General features: G+C 34.0%; 12 protein-coding genes. 2 read left to right on the forward strand and 10 right to left on the reverse strand.

Features of this window, described 5'->3' with window-relative positions:
- Positions 1-43 precede the first annotated feature (43 nt).
- Genes Q0820_RS00915 through Q0820_RS00945 form a run of 7 tightly spaced genes read right to left on the reverse strand, consistent with a single transcriptional unit; the run spans position 44 to position 9,839 of the window.
- A complete protein-coding gene (locus Q0820_RS00915; protein WP_298484326.1) occupies positions 44-1,102 on the reverse strand; it encodes a cytochrome c oxidase subunit II in 1,059 nt (352 codons plus the stop codon).
- A 28-nt stretch (positions 1,103-1,130) separates the two neighbouring features.
- A complete protein-coding gene (locus Q0820_RS00920; protein ID WP_298484327.1) occupies positions 1,131-2,465 on the reverse strand; it encodes a quinol:cytochrome C oxidoreductase in 1,335 nt (444 codons plus the stop codon).
- Between the two features lie 15 nt (positions 2,466-2,480).
- Entirely contained in the window at positions 2,481-3,041 is a 561-nt protein-coding gene (locus Q0820_RS00925) for a cytochrome c (RefSeq protein WP_298484328.1), read from the reverse strand.
- Positions 3,042-3,043: 2 nt separating this feature from the next.
- Complete coding sequence (locus tag Q0820_RS00930) at positions 3,044-3,574, reverse strand: DUF3341 domain-containing protein (protein WP_298484329.1); 531 nt, start codon at positions 3,572-3,574, stop codon at positions 3,044-3,046.
- Positions 3,575-3,578: 4 nt separating this feature from the next.
- Entirely contained in the window at positions 3,579-5,315 is a 1,737-nt protein-coding gene (nrfD, locus tag Q0820_RS00935; RefSeq protein ID WP_298484330.1) for an NrfD/PsrC family molybdoenzyme membrane anchor subunit, read from the reverse strand.
- A 35-nt stretch (positions 5,316-5,350) separates the two neighbouring features.
- The gene (locus Q0820_RS00940; RefSeq protein ID WP_298484331.1) at positions 5,351-8,464 is read right to left on the reverse strand and encodes a TAT-variant-translocated molybdopterin oxidoreductase; all 3,114 of its coding nucleotides are present in this window, start codon (positions 8,462-8,464) and stop codon (positions 5,351-5,353) included.
- Between the two features lie 34 nt (positions 8,465-8,498).
- A complete protein-coding gene (locus Q0820_RS00945; RefSeq protein WP_298484332.1) occupies positions 8,499-9,839 on the reverse strand; it encodes a cytochrome c3 family protein in 1,341 nt (446 codons plus the stop codon).
- 227 nt (positions 9,840-10,066) lie between these two features.
- On the opposite strand from Q0820_RS00945, the gene Q0820_RS00950 reads away from it, so the two are divergent.
- The gene (locus tag Q0820_RS00950) at positions 10,067-10,450 is read left to right on the forward strand and encodes an SPOR domain-containing protein (RefSeq protein WP_298484333.1); all 384 of its coding nucleotides are present in this window, start codon (positions 10,067-10,069) and stop codon (positions 10,448-10,450) included.
- Positions 10,451-10,486: 36 nt separating this feature from the next.
- Here the strand turns inward: Q0820_RS00950 and infB are convergent, their stop codons facing one another.
- From infB to rimP, 3 genes are read right to left on the reverse strand one after another with little or no spacing between them, the layout of a single operon-like run.
- Positions 10,487-13,309: a translation initiation factor IF-2 gene (gene infB / locus Q0820_RS00955; protein WP_298484334.1), complete on the reverse strand. Its 2,823-nt coding sequence runs from the start codon at positions 13,307-13,309 to the stop codon at positions 10,487-10,489.
- Positions 13,310-13,351: 42 nt separating this feature from the next.
- Positions 13,352-14,584, reverse strand: a complete 1,233-nt coding sequence (gene nusA / locus Q0820_RS00960) for a transcription termination factor NusA (protein ID WP_298484335.1) — start codon at positions 14,582-14,584, stop codon at positions 13,352-13,354.
- Between the two features lie 13 nt (positions 14,585-14,597).
- A complete protein-coding gene (gene rimP / locus Q0820_RS00965; RefSeq protein ID WP_298484336.1) occupies positions 14,598-15,059 on the reverse strand; it encodes a ribosome assembly cofactor RimP in 462 nt (153 codons plus the stop codon).
- 234 nt (positions 15,060-15,293) lie between these two features.
- Here rimP and Q0820_RS00970 point away from each other — a divergent pair, with 234 nt between their 5' ends.
- Positions 15,294-16,625: a cation:proton antiporter gene (locus tag Q0820_RS00970; RefSeq protein WP_298484337.1), complete on the forward strand. Its 1,332-nt coding sequence runs from the start codon at positions 15,294-15,296 to the stop codon at positions 16,623-16,625.
- Positions 16,626-16,627: the final 2 nt, after the last annotated feature.

The raw sequence follows: 16,627 nt of genomic DNA on the forward strand, positions 1-16,627 counted from the left end.
ATCGAACTTTATTTTTTTTGTTAATTTATTATTTTACTTGTAATTAGTTTACAGAAGCTATAGATGGCTTAAAAGTCTTTTGTTCTTTTATCCATTTATTGTATTCTTCTTCTGTTTCCACTATAATTTTCATTTGCATATTGTAATGCGATTTTCCACAAATCTTATTACAAAGTAAAATATAATCAAACTCCCATGGATCAGAATTATCTTCGCCTAAAGAAGCTTTTTTAGCTCTTATAGCATTTGTTCTTTTAACCTTATCTACTACATCAGGATCTAATCGCATCTCAGCAGTTGTTGTTATAGGAGTAAAAGAAAATTCAGTTATCATTCCAGGAACACAATTCATTTGTGCTCTAAAATGTGGCATATAAGCCGAATGCAAGACATCTTGTGAACGCATTTTAAAATTCACTTTTCTACCAACTGGTAAGTGTAATTCTTTAACAATAATATCATCTGCAGCATAACTATCCGCAGGATCCAATCCTAATATATTAGCATTATCAATATCAATCATTCTTACATTAGCACCACCAAGTACATTATCATCACCTGCATATCTTGCGGTCCAATTAAATTGTTGCGCATATAATTCAACAATAATAGGATCATCTTCATCATTTACATCCATGATTTCAGTCCAAGTGTAAAGTCCCCAAAGAATTAAACCTGCTAAAACAATTACAGGAATAATGGTCCATATAAACTCTAACTTATCATTATCCGCATAGAATAAAGCTTTATTCCCTTTTTTTCCACTATACTTATAACCAAAGTAATGTAATAACGCTTGTGTTAACGTTTGTACTATAAATATGATGATAAAAGATACCAACATTAAATAATCATATTCCGCACCATGCGCAGAAGCAGCAGTTGGTAATAATACTTTAGTGTATTTCCAAAAACTAAAAATGGTAATACCATAAATAAATATTAAAAAAGCAAATAATAAATAACCATTGATTTTATTATCCTGATCATTTGCAATTTGAGAATTCTCCGTAGTGAGTTGTGAGAGTTCGAACATCTTGGTCATTTGCGATATTGCAATTGCCACTAGAACTAATACAACTAAAGTTAATAATGTAGTCATTGTATGATTTAATATTATACCTTACTTATTAATAATGAAAATGTCTACTTTCCTCTATAAAAGGATTTCGTTTTGGCTGTAATGGTGCATTACTTAAAGCTCTAAATACCCAGAATATAAATAAACCTGCAAAAAATAATACAGCTCCTATTTCAGGTATTCCAATGAACCACTGGTCACCAACTGTAGAAGGCATAATCATATTAAATATATCTAAATAATGTCCTGCAAGAATTACAACACCTGCCATTACAACAAACCAATTTACACGCTTATAATCACTGTTCATTAATAATAGAACAGGGAATAAAAAGTTCATTACTATCATACCAAAAAATGGTAATTTAAAATCTTGTATACGTGTTACATAATAGGTTACTTCTTCTGGAATATCAGAATACCAAATTAACATAAACTGTGAAAACCATAAGTATGTCCAGAATACACTAATACCAAACATGAATTTAGCTAAATCATGAATGTGACTATCATTTACATCTTCTAAATGGCCTTTAGATTTTAAATATATAGTTACCAATGCAATTACTGTTATACCAGAAACAAACATACTTGCAAATACATACCACCCAAATAAAGTACTAAACCAGTGTGGATCTACACTCATAATCCAATCCCAGGACATAATTGATTCTGAAATAAGATAGAATACTAAAAATCCTGCAGAAATTCTAAAATTCAATTTAAAGTTAGAATCATCATTAGATTCATCTTGTTTTAAAGATAACTTTCTAGAATACTCACGATATAATATCCAACCAGCTAAAAATATAGCTGCACGTATTAAGAAGAATATAGGATTTAAATATCCTTTTTTACCTTGTAGTAAGTGATCATGAGCTACAACATCTGCATCCATCCAAACAAATAAATGGTTCATATGCATAACAGATAATACTAAAATTACAAACACAATAATACCACCTGGTACTAAGTAAGAAGTAATACCTTCCATTACTCTAAATAATAATGGCGACCACCCAGCTTGCGCAGCTCTTTGTATAGCATAAAAAGCTAATACTCCTAAAGCAATCATCATAAAGAAGAATGCTGCAACATATAATGCTGCCCATGGTTTGTTTTGTAATTGATGTAATAAATGCTCATCATGAGAAGAACTATGTCCTGCACCATGTGCATTTACAGCTTCATGTGTATTATGAGCATCAACAGCTCCATGAGATTCTGTAGCATGACTATCTCCATGAGCATCATGACTTGCAACTATTGCTTTAGCTTCTTCAACTGTAGATGGTGCAGAAATAAATCCTACTGCGATACCTATAAGTCCAACTGCCATTAATATAAATGAAGCAATTTTTAATCTGTTTGAAAACGTGTACATATTCTTATCTATGTATTATTTTATTAAATCTTGTTTCAATGCCATTACATACTCAGAAACTTGCCACATTTCTTCTGTATTCATTTGGGAAGCATACGAACCCATTGAGTTTAAACCATATTGCACTGTATGATAGGCTGTACCTACAGTTATGTTTCTAGCTGCATCTGCATAACTAGGAACACCCAATATTTTTTCTCTCTTCACTAAAGTACCCTGTCCTTTTCCTTTTGGCCCATGGCAAATGGCACAATATATACCGTATAACTCTTTACCTTTTGCTAAATTAGATGCACTTTGTAACGAATCTAATGGACTAGGGTTTAATCTTGCAATTTCTTTACCCTCAGGTGTATTTTCTATGCCATAAGGAATCCATCCTCTAGAAATAGTGTTTTCTGCAGGCATTTTTGCCTCCATTCCATTAGGTAAAAAATCTGCTTCACCGTAAGCTTCATACCCAACAGATTCATACATGTTCGGCATATATTGATAATTAGGCTTACTCTTATCAGCACAAGATGCTGCTAAAAGAACTAATCCAAATACAACTATTATTTTATTAAAACTGTTCATATTTAATGACTGTTTTTTTCTGATATATTAATTTCTACAGCTCCACTCTCTGCTAACAACTCTCTTAATTCTGATTCATTTTCGTGAATTTCAATCTCCATTAAGAAAAGGTCATCTGTTGTTCTAACATCTGGGTTTTCAGCTTTTTTAAAAGGCCACAATCTACTTCTTAAATAAAAAGTAATAACCATTAAGTGAGCTGCAAAAAACACAGTTAGTTCAAACATAATAGGTACAAAAGCTGGCATATTTTCAATATAACTAAAGCTTGGTTTACCTCCTATATCTTGTGGCCAATCTTCAATCATGATATAATTCATCATTAAAGTTGCAACAGATATACCAACACAACCATATAAAAAAGCTGTAATAGCTAATCTAGTTGGCTCTAAGCCCATAGCTTTATCCAAACCGTGTACAGGAAAAGGACAAAAAACTTCTTCTATATGATGTTTAGCTGCCTTAACTTTTTTGACTGCATGCATTAGCACTTCATCATCATTATAATAAGCATGTATAACTTTAGATGCCATATTCTTATTTATTTGAATTTAATTTATTGGCTTGACCTGCCCAATCATCTCTTTGTGCTCTACCTGGAAATGAACCTGTGATAGAATCTAATAGATTATATTCCTTTTCTGTCATTTTACCAACTTGAGCAAAAGTATATATTCCAATTTGGTTTAATGTTACTTCCATTTTTGGACCAATACCTTTAACTTTTTTCAAATCATCGGCAGTATCCGTATCTGCATTAAAAGAACCTAATGTTCCTAGCAAGTCAGACACATCTTTTTCGTTTGGCTCAATAACTTCATTAATTTGTTCTTCAACAACTTTGTCAACTTTATTACCCACTAAAGGAGTTGTGATTTCGTAAGTTGGTAATCCCGCATCTCTAAGCTTTTTATATTTTTCACCAGAAGATTTTAAAATAGACTTAACCTCTGCTTGCGCTATTACTGGAAAAGTTCTAGCATACAATAAAAACAATACAAAGAAGAACCCAATAGTACCTATGAATATTCCTATATCTACAAAAGTAGGAGAGAACATTGTCCAAGAAGATGGTAAATAATCTCTATGTAATGATGTTACAATAATTACAAATCTTTCAAACCACATCCCTATGTTTACAACAATAGAAATAAAGAAAGAGAACATAATACTTGTACGTAATTTTTTAAACCACATAAACTGAGGAGAAAATACATTACAAGTCATCATTGACCAATATGCCCACCAGTAAGGCCCTGTAGCTCTATTTAAAAAAGCATATTGCTCATACTCTACTCCTGAATACCAAGCCATAAATAACTCCGTTATATAAGCACAACCTACAATAGAACCCGTTAACATAATTACTATGTTCATAAGCTCAATATGTTGTACTGTAATATATGCTTCTAAATGACACACTTTTCTCATAATAATTAACAAGGTGTTTACCATTGCAAATCCAGAGAAAATTGCACCTGCCACAAAATATGGAGGAAATATAGTTGTATGCCATCCTGGTATTACCGAGGTAGCAAAATCAAAAGATACAATTGTATGCACAGAAAGTACTAAAGGAGTAGCCAAACCAGCTAATACTAAAGACACTTCTTCAAAACGTTGCCAATCTTTAGCACGCCCACTCCATCCAAAACTTAATAGACCATATATTTTCTTTTGAAAAGGTAAAATAGCTCTATCTCTAAGCATTGCAAAATCTGGTAATAAACCTGTCCACCAGAATACTAAGGATACAGACAAATAAGTAGAAATTGCAAATACATCCCAAAGTAAAGGGGAATTAAAGTTTACCCACAAAGAACCAAATTGATTTGGTATAGGTAATACCCAATATGCTAACCATGGACGACCCATGTGTATAATTGGAAACAAACCTGCCTGAACAACTGAAAATATTGTCATTGCTTCTGCAGAACGGTTAATTGCCATTCTCCATTTCTGCCTAAAAAGTAAAAGTACCGCAGAAATTAATGTTCCTGCATGTCCAATACCTACCCACCAAACAAAGTTAGTAATATCCCATGCCCAGTTTACAGACTTATTAAGTCCCCAAGTTCCGATACCCGTAGATATGGTATAAATGATACAACCTAATCCCCAAAGGAATGCTACCAATGCAATGGAAAAAACAATCCACCAATGCTTATTAGCTCTTCCCTCTACAGGAGCAGCAATATCCACTGTTACATCATGGTAACCTTTATCACCAACAACTAGGGCTTTTCTTATAGGTGCTTCGTAATGCGACGCCATAGACTTTAATTATAGTTACTTTCTTATTTGTTTGATTATGCTTCGTTTGTATTTCTTACCTGTACATGGTAAAATACGTTTGGCTTAGTTCCCACATGTTCTAATAAGTGATACATACGGTTACTCTCTTTTAAATGAGCCACTTCACTTTCCTTATCATTAACATCACCAAAGACTATTGCTCCGTCTCCACATGCTAAAGAACAAGCAGTTTGGAATTCTCCATCCTTAATAACACGTCCATCTCTTTTAGCATCTAGAATAGTTTTTTGTGTTTTTTGAATACACATAGAACATTTTTCTATAACACCCCTAGATCTAACATTAACGTCTGGATTAAGAACCATCTTACCTAAGTCATTATTCATATGGTAATCGAACTCATCATTGTTATTATACAAGAACCAGTTAAACCTTCTCACTTTATAAGGACAATTGTTTGCACAATATCTTGTACCCACACATCTATTATAAGCCATTTGGTTTTGACCTTGACGACCATGTGATGTTGCAGCAACAGGACAAACAGTCTCACAAGGAGCATGGTTACAATGCTGACACATTACAGGCTGAAAAGCAACTTGCGGATTTGCAGAAGGATCTTCTAACTCTCCAAAACCTCCAAGAGACCCTTTATCTCCCCAAAGACCATCAAATTCTTCCTTCTTAGTATCATCAGTTTCAAAACTTTCTTCTGATGAATAATACCTATCAATACGCAACCAATGCATATCTCTAGATTTACGAACTTCTTGTTTTCCAACAACAGGAACGTTATTTTCTGCATGACAGGCAATAACACAAGCACCACATCCAGTACATGCATTTAAATCTATAGACATATTAAAATGATGCCCAATAGACCTATCAAAACTATCCCATAAATCTACAGATGTAGCAGGAACCTCTTGGTGATCTAACGACACCACTGGCTGAGGATTCCACTCTTTATGATTTTTAGTATTAAATATCTCTAAACTAGTTTCTTTAATAATATCCCCTCTTCCCATAAGTGTTTTGTGTAATTGAACACAAGCAAACTCATGATTACCAGCAACTTTTTCAATAGAAACTGACTGAATATTACTAAACCCTTGATACAAAGCAAAAGCATTAACTCCTGTCTGCATCTCTTCTTTTAATCCTACTTTTTTACCATACCCTAAAGAAAGACCAATAGACTTATTAGCCTGACCCGGTTGCACAACAACAGGAACCCTATCAATAGCAACACCATTAACTGTTACTTTTGCATAGCTACCATCCATACCGCCATTAGCAACATTATGATTTTCTAATCCCAATGCCTCAGCATCTGCCTTAGATACAGTAACATAATTATCCCAAGAAACTCTTGTAATTGGATCAGGAAATTCTTGTAACCATGGGTTACTAGCTTGTTGCCCATCACCCATTCCTGTTTTAGAATATAGTGTTAATTCAAAATCTCCACCACTTGTAGCATTAGACAAACTCCTAACCGCTGAACCTATACCAAAAACATCTACCTGCTCTTCTCCCTCTACAGCCGCAGTAGGCACAACAATAGCCTCAATATCTGCATCCACAACAAAAACACCATCATGCAATGCCTTGTTCCAATCAGCGCCGTTTAAAACAGTAGAAGTCCAAGTTTCTTTAATAAAATCATAATAAGTAACATCACTACCCATCCACTTTAATAAAGAACTCTGAAATTGTCTTGTATCAAATAATTCTTTTATTGCAGGCTGCATTAAACCATAATGCCCTTTTTTAATTTCAACATCACCCCAAGACTCCAGATAATGGTTTGAAGCAGCTATATATGTAGTTAACTCTGTAGTTTCATTCCAGTTTGTTGAAAAAGCAACAGATAACGAAACCTTCTCTAAACCAGATTTAAACTCAGCCGCATTAGGTAAAGAATACATAGGATTAACCCCATCCATTACCAAAACACCAACTTTTCCAGAATTCATATCAGAAATTAAAGTATTTAATGCCTTAACACTTCCTTGTCTAACATATCTAGGAGCTAGAGCATCATAAGCTCTACTTTCTAACATTTCATTAATAGCAAGAACAACAGCTTGCGCATTAACATCATCCAAACCTGTTACTACAACAGATCCTTTTTTATTCTTTTTAATTGCAGAAGCAATACTCTCCAGAGCCTGTTCTGCGTAAGCAGGAATTTCTCCACCTGCAGATGTTCCAGATAACTTAGCATATAGTTTTGCTAAAGCAACTTTTTGCTGCATAGGCGTTAAAGGAACTCTCTTATCCGCATTTGCACCAGATAAAGACATATTTGCCTCGAACTGCACATGCTTAGACATTTTTCCATTCTTTGGAACACGTCCTTTAGAATAACCAGAATTATATCCTCCACCTTGCCAATCTCCAATAAAATCAGCACCGAAAGAAACTATAATATCTGCTTTTTCAAAATCATAATCTACTAGAGCCCTTTCACCATATCTTTTCTCAAATGCATTTAAAGCAGCATCTTGAGAAATAGCATCATACACTACATGGTTAATATTTGGATTAGTAACCTTGTATTGCTCTATTAATCTAGAAGTAGACGGACTAGCATAAGACTGCGTCAAAAACACAACCTGCTTCCCAGAATCTTTTAAACCATTTATTTTAGAAGTAACTTCTGAATCTAAAGCACCCCAAGCAACAGCCTCTCCTCCTTTAGAAGGACCTTGCAATCTTGTACTATCATATAAAGACAAAACAGAAGCTTGCACCCTTGCATTTGCAAAGCCACCAACCTTAGCATCGGTATTATTTTCAACCTTAATTGGCCTACCTTCTCTTGTTTTTACCAAGATATTTGCAAAATCAAATCCGTTTGCAATAGTAGTAGCATAGTAATTAGCTACACCAGGAACAATATTTTCTGGCTGCACTACATAAGGAATAGACTTAACAACAGGACCTTCACACGCCGCTAACGATGCTGCCGCTGTACTAAAACCAACATACTTTAGAAAATCCCTTCTATTTGTATTTGTTTCAGACAAATTCTCTTTATCACCCAAAAACTCATCTACAGGAATTTCTTCTGCAAATTCATTTTGTTTTAAGGTTTCAACAATGGAATCGTTAGGATTTAACTCCGCTTCGTTTTTCCAATATTTTTTATTTGATGCCATACTTATATATGTAATTAGCTTCTTTTACTTAAGATTAATAGTGACATTTTCCGCATTCCAAACCACCCATTTGAGCAGCAGTAAGCTTATCTACACCATATTTTTTTGAAAGTTCTGAATGTATTTTTTCATAATAAGCATTCCCTTCCACTTTAACATTAGTTTCTCTGTGACAATTTACACACCACCCCATTGTTAATGGCGCAAATTGCTCCATGATTTCCATCTCCTCTACAGGACCGTGACATGTTTGACACTCTACCCCTGCTACACTTACGTGCTGCGAGTGATTAAAATATGCAAAATCAGGAAGATTATGAATACGAACCCACTCTACAGGCTTACTCTCTCCTGTATATTTCTGAGACTCCTCATCCCAGCCTACAGCAGCATACAACTTCTTAATTTCCCCAGTGTAAAATTCATTAGTATACCCATTTGCAATATCTTCTGGAGATGGCCCTTCCGGATTACCTTTATACTCATAAATAGACTTATGACAGTTCATACAAACATTTAAAGCAGGAATACCTGAAGTTTTAGACACTCTTGCAGATGAGTGACAATACTTACATTCAATCTTATTATCTCCAGCATGGACTTTATGAGAATAATGAATAGGCTGTATTGGAGCATAACCTTGATCCACACCCACTTGCATTAAATAACCATAGACAAAATAAGCCCCTCCTAACATCATAAAAATAACAGTCACTAAAACCAAAAATTGATTTTGAGCAAAAGCTTTCCAAATAGGCAATTTCTTTTTTGAATTTTCCGCCTCTAATTCTACACCATTTGCCTTAGCTATACGTTTTAAAGTCTTATTCACCAAGAACAACATAACTACTAAAAGAGCAAACACAAAAACAAGCGCCCCTAATATTACATTATTAGAAATACTAGAAGATTGAGAACTCACTGTAGAAACAGCAGCACCTGCAGCCGGAACAACTGGTGCAGCAGGAGCAGCAGCAGTATACGCTAAAATATTATCAATATCAGCATTTGAAAGTGTAGGAAAAGCTGTCATTGCAGCATTATTATACTCTGCATAAATTTTATTAGCATAAGCATCTCCAGACTTAATAACCCCAGGACTATTCTTAATCCAAGCGTAAAGCCACTCCTTATCTAACCCTTCATCCTCAGATAAACGAGATTCCACTTTCTCCAAAGCAGGACCAGTCATTTTACGAGTTAAAGAATGACAAGCAGCACAATTTTGATTAAACAATGCCTTACCTTTTACAGCATCTCCTCCTGACACAGAAGCATCATCTTGAGCTAAAAGAGAAACAGAAAAAAATAGAAAGAATACAAAACTTACTCCTAATACTTTACAAATCTGATTGCGGTATGTAACCTTTTTCATATATAGAATGTTTCAATCGGTATTTGGCATGATAATGGCTTTATCATTTTAGAATAACCATATCTTTACCTAAATCGATGGCAAAAATACAACATAGACTTTATTTTGAAAATGTTAAGGTATTTATAATTCGCAATTTATAACAATTCTAAATAAAGAGAAAAAACACATAAATCATATTTAAAAATTACTTTTGCAAAGCTACTATTTACGCTAAACAAATCAATATGAAAACATTACTAACAATTATAGCTTTTACATCTATTACAACAGCTACATTTGGCCAAAACGGTCAAATAACTATAACTCAAGACAATAAGATTACCGAGCTTCTTGACCTCTACAAATCATCAAACTCTGATGCCAACTCTAGCTCTAATTACTATAGGATTCAAGTTGGTTTTGGAAACCACGCTAGAGCACAAAGAATAAAATCTAATGTTGAAGTAGACTTCCCAACTTTGTCTTCTAAAATAGATTTTGACTCCCCGACATACAGAGTAAGATTAGGAAGATTTAAATCTAAACTAGAAGCAGAAAGGAAATTTAAAGAGGTACGAAAAAAATATCCAGAAGCAATACTTTTGAAACCAAAAAAATCGACCAAATAGGTCGATTTTTTTTGTTCTCTTAAGATATTAAGCTACTTATTTAAGCTTTTTCTTAACTGCTACTTCTTGGAAAGCTTCTACTATATCTCCTTCTTTTATATCATTGTAGTTTTTAATTTGAAGACCACAATCATACCCTTTAGCTACTTCTTTAACATCATCTTTAAATCGCTTTAAAGAAGCAAACTCTCCAGTATAAATTACCACACTATCTCTAATTAACCTGATACTAGAGTTTCTAAATATCTTACCTGTTGTAACCATACAACCAGCAATTGTTCCAATCTTAGAAATCTTAAAGGTTTCACGAATTTCTGCTGTTCCTGTAATTTCTTCTTTCATCTCAGGAGACAACATTCCTTCCATTGCATCTTTAAGATCATTAATAGCATCATAAATGATAGAATACATTCTGATATCTATTTCTTCTTTTTCTGCAACTTGCCTAGCATTACCCATTGGACGAACATTAAACCCTATTATAACAGCATCTGATGCCGATGCAAGCAACACATCTGACTCCGTTATTGGTCCAACTCCTTTATGAATAATATTTACTTGTATTTCATCCGTAGATAATTTCTGGAAAGAATCTGTTAAAGCCTCCACAGAACCATCCACATCCCCTTTAAGAATAATATTAAGTTCCTTGAAGTCTCCAAGTGCAATTCTTCGACCAATTTCATCTAAAGTAATATGTCTTTGTGTTCTTACAGACTGCTCTCTTTGTAACTGAGAACGCCTTGTAGCTATTTGTTTAGCTTCACGCTCATCTTCTAGAACATTAAATTTATCCCCTGCTTGAGGAGCTCCATCTAAACCAAGAATAGATATTGGAGTTGAAGGACCAGCAGTCTTAATACTATTCCCTCTTTCATCATGCATTGCTTTTATCTTACCACTAGTGGTACCAGCCAATACATAATCACCAATTTTTAAAGTTCCCGCCTGTACTAGAATAGTAGACACATACCCCTTTCCTTTATCCAGAAAAGCTTCTACAACAGTACCATTTGCCAACTTCTTAGGATTTGCTTGTAATTCTAACAACTCCGCTTCTAATAATACTTTTTCTAAAAGTTCTTTAACTCCAGTACCTGTTTTAGCAGAAATATCATGAGATTGTATTTTACCCCCCCAATCTTCTACTAATAAATTCATCTGAGCAAGACCTTCTTTAATCTTATCCGGATTAGCCGTTGGCCTATCTATCTTATTTATTGCAAAAACTATTGGTACACCAGCAGCTTGTGCATGACTAATTGCTTCTTTAGTTTGCGGCATTATATCATCATCTGCAGCAACAACAATAATAGCAATATCTGTTACTTGAGCACCTCTAGCACGCATTGCCGTAAAGGCCTCGTGACCAGGAGTATCTAAGAATGCTATTTTTTGACCATTCTCCAAACTAACTCCATAAGCACCTATATGCTGGGTAATACCACCACTTTCTCCTGCAATTACATTTTCCTTACGGATATAATCTAATAACGAAGTTTTACCGTGATCCACATGTCCCATTACCGTAACAATAGGAGCTCTTGCTTCTAAATCTTCAGGAGCATCTACCTCTTCAACAATACTTTCTTCAATGTCTGCAGTTATAAACTCTACTTCATAACCAAACTCATCAGCAACAATAGATAATGTTTCCGCATCTAACCTTTGATTCATGGTAACCATCATACCCAAAGACATACACGCAGAAATAATTTCCGTTGTACTAACCTCCATCATGGTAGCAACTTCACTAGCCGTAACAAACTCTGTTACTTTTAATACTTTGCTTTCCTGTTCTTGCTTTTCAAGATCTTTCTCTGTTTGTTGACGGTGCTGATCTCTTTTATCTCTTCTATACTTAGCACCTTTACCTTTTTTAGACTTCCCTTGAAGTTTCTCTAAGGTTTCACGCACTTGTTTTTGAACATCCTCCTCTGTAGGCTCCACTTTAGCAACAGGAGCAAAACGCTTACCACCCTTGTTATTGTTACCTCTTGGCCCTGTTCCTCTAGCTCCTGGTCTTGCTGGACCTCTATTATTAGAACCAGACCCACCAGAATTATTACTTACAATTCTTCTTCTTCTCTTTTTCTTATCTCCTCCTGCATTAGAATCTTTAGTATCCTCCTTCTTTTTCTTTGGTTTTTGAAATTTGGATAAATCTATTTTATCACCAGTAATTTTTGGTCCACTAAGTTTTTTATACTGCGTGGTTATTTTCTCATTTTCTGGAGATGCAGTTTCTTCTGTAGCCGCTTCTTTATCTTCTACCTTAGGAGCAACCACTTCCTTTACTTCTTCTTTCTTTGCCAGAGGTTTTTCCTCTTCCTTTACAACCTCAACAGGCTTAACCTCTTCTTTTATTGCAACTTTATCTTCAGTAGCTTCAACATTTTTCTCTACTACCGGCTCTTCCTTTACTGGAGCTTCTGGTTGTTTTTCTGGGATTGACTTTTCTTCAACAGGCTCAACTTTTGCAACTTTCTTTTTAGGGTTTAAATCTATCTTACCAACAGTCTTGGGCCCCGAAAGCTCTACTTTAGCTTTTATGATACGCTCTGAAGCATTTCTCTTTTCCCGAACAAGTCTTCTTTCCTCTTGCTCTTGCTCTAACTGAACACGAATTGCCTCTTTCTCTTTCCTTTTCTCTTCTCCTACTTCCTTAGACGCAACTTTTTTACTCATATCCGTCTGGAACTCATCCAGAAGGACTTGATAAACTTCATCAGAAATTTTAGTAGTAGGCCTTGCTTCTATAGAATGCCCCTTAGAACTAAGGTGATCTACCGCCCTGTCTAATGAAATATTAAGTTCACGAAGAACTTTATTAAGTCTTATTTTTGCATTATCTGCCATAAATACTGATTGCCGTTCTTAAAAATTACTGCTAATATATAGTTAATCTTCTAATTCTTCTTTTAGAATACGAACAACTTCTACAATTGTTTCTTCTTCTAAATCGGTTCTTTTTACCAAATCATTAACATCTTGCTCTAAAACACTTCTTGCAGTGTCCATTCCAATCTTCTTGAATTCCTCAATAATCCAAGCATCTATCTCATCAGAGAACTCTGTTAATTCCACATCTTCTTCCACTCCTTCACGGAACACATCTATCTCATAACCAGTTAATTGACCAGCCAATCTAATATTATGACCCCCTCTACCAATTGCCTTTGAAACTTCTTCTGGTCTTAAGTAAACTTGAGCAGTCATTTTCTCATCATCTAACTTAACAGAAGAGACTCTTGCAGGACTTAACGCTCTTGTAACTAATAATTGCGGATTTGTTGTAAAATTAATAACATCTATATTCTCGTTACCTAATTCTCTAACAATTCCATGAATACGAGAACCCTTCATCCCCACACAAGCTCCTACAGGATCTATACGGTCATCATAAGAATCTACAGCAACTTTTGCTTTTTCTCCAGGAATACGAACTGCTTTTTTAACTGTTATTAAACCATCAAAAACTTCTGGTATTTCTTGGAAAAATAATTGCTCTAAAAACTTAGGAGAAGTTCTAGACATTATAATGGTTGGTTTACTACCTTTTAATTCTACACTTTCTATAATACCTCTTACATTATCTCCTTTACGAAAGAAGTCTGAAGGTATTTGCCTGTCTTTTGGTAAAATTATTTCATTCCCTTCATCATCTAACATAATAATTGCTTTATGCCTAATATGATGTACTTCTGCCGTATATATTTCGCCTTCTAAATCTTTAAATTGCTTATATATAGTAGTATTATCGTGCTCATGGATTTTAGAAATAAGATTTTGACGTAATGCTAAAATTGCTCTTCTTCCTAAATCTATTAACTTTACCTCTTCAGATACATCTTCTCCAACTTCAAAATCTGGTTCAATCTTACGAGCTTCTGCTAAAGATATTTCTTCATTAGGCTCTTCTACCTCACCATCTTCAACTACGATTCTATTTCTCCAAATTTCTAAATCTCCTTTATCTGGATTTATAATAATATCAAAGTTATCATCCGAACCGAATTTCTTTTTTAGAGCATTTCTAAAAACATCCTCTAAAATCGCCATTAGCGTTACTCGGTCTATAAATTTATCATCTTTAAATTCCGAGAAAGATTCAATCAGCGCAATATTTTCCATTTTTACTTATCTATTAAAATTTTAATACAACTTTTGCTTTCTTAATTTCAGAAAAAGGAATTTCCTTTTTTTTCTGAACTGTAACTTTACCTTTACCAATAGGCTTAGGTTCTCTTGCTTTCCATTCTAGCGTAATAGACTCGTCATTTGCAACAGTCAAATTACCCTCATAAGAAGAATTTTCGGTTTCTACCTCTACTTTTCTTCCTATATTTTTTTTATACTGCCTAGGCATAACCAGTGGAGAAGCTGCTCCTGCCGAAGCTACTTCTAAAGAGAAATCTTCTTCTTCTCTATCTAAATTATGCTCAATTGCTCTACTTACTCTTACACAATCCTTAACTGTAACTCCGTTATCTCCATCAATAACCACATTAATTTTATTGTCTAATGTAATTGCTAAATCTATCAAAAAAATAGACTCGTCTTCTTGCAAAGCAACCTCTAATAACTCTTTAACTCTATGTTTAAGCATAATTTTAAGTAATAAAAGAGGGGACAAAATGTCCCCTCATGAATACTTTATATCCTTTCAGTTTTGCAAATATACAAATAATTTTATTTTCTTACACATGCTAAAGGCACTAAATTAACACCCTAAAAACAAGATAACTAGTAAAATATTACAATCCTTTGTTATTTATTTTAAAATTACAATTTAGAAATACTATTTTTAAACCAACATTAACTAACCATTACACCTGACTTTATGGAAATATTTTCTTCTTATAACCTAATTATAGGAGCCTCTCTTATTGTAGTCCTTTCCTTTTGGTTTAACGGAATTTCTAAAAAAACCAATATCCCATCTGTACTTATGTTAATTGTACTTGGGATTATTTTACAATACGCCCTAAAATCTTTTATGCCCAATCTACCAAATTTTGATGGCGCATTAGAACTCCTAGGAATTGTAGGGCTTATTATGATTGTTCTAGAAGCCGCATTAGAATTAGAACTTAAAAAAAGCAAAATAATACCCATACTAAAAGCTACCGCCATTGCTTTACTAGGATTAATAGGCTCTGCATGGGTAGCAGCACTAATACTACATTATTTTATTGAAGACATGAGTATGCAGTCTGCTTGGCTTTACGCCACGCCACTATCCATACTTTCTAGCGCCATAATTATACCTAGTGTTAGCGGACTATCTGAACACAAGAAAGAATTTCATATTTACGAGAGTACATTCTCTGATATTATGGGTATAATGATGTTCTATTTCTTAATTGGAGGCTTAAATCCTTCCGAGGATGCTGGTGTTACAGCATTTGCAGGAAACATTGCCTTAACTATTGGTATTGCGCTTATAGCTAGTTACGCGATAATCCTTGTTTTTCAACGCATAAAAAGTCAAGCTAAACAATTTTTATTGATTGCAGTACTACTACTTCTTTATGCTATTGGAAAAAAAATGCACTTATCTTCTCTAATTATAATATTAATTTTTGGATTAGTTATTGCTAATGTAAAATTGTTTTTTCCTGGTAAAACAAAAGTATTTCTAGAAAGCGAGAGAATACACCAGATTTATCATGAACTCCATATCATAACCCTGGAAACAGCATTCATAGTTCGTACATTTTTCTTTGTGATCTTTGGAATAACAATTGTCCTATCCTCATTATTTAACCTTACTGTAGTATTTGTAAGTTTATTAATTATAGCATCTATATATATTATCCGATTTATAATTTTGAAAATTTTCTTAGGTAAAGATATAACTCCTCAACTTTTTATTGCTCCTAGAGGCCTTATTACTGTTCTCTTATTTTACAACATACCCAAAGAAGCTCAAGTGGCAACTTTTGAGTCTGGAATTTTACTTTTTGTAATAATTGCAACTAGCTTAGTTATGACCTGGGCAATGATTAAAGACAAACGAAAAATGAATACGCTTTTAGATGAGATAGATGAAGAAGTTATGGAGAGAAATGAAGCTGAAGACATACTAAACAATACAGATGACCATGCAATTGAAAACATGGAATCCCAAGATAATACACTTAAAACCCCTAAAGGAGAACAACCCCTATAATA

The organism is uncultured Maribacter sp. (genome assembly GCF_947495965.1).
Taxonomy (GTDB): Bacteria; Bacteroidota; Bacteroidia; order Flavobacteriales; family Flavobacteriaceae; genus Maribacter_B.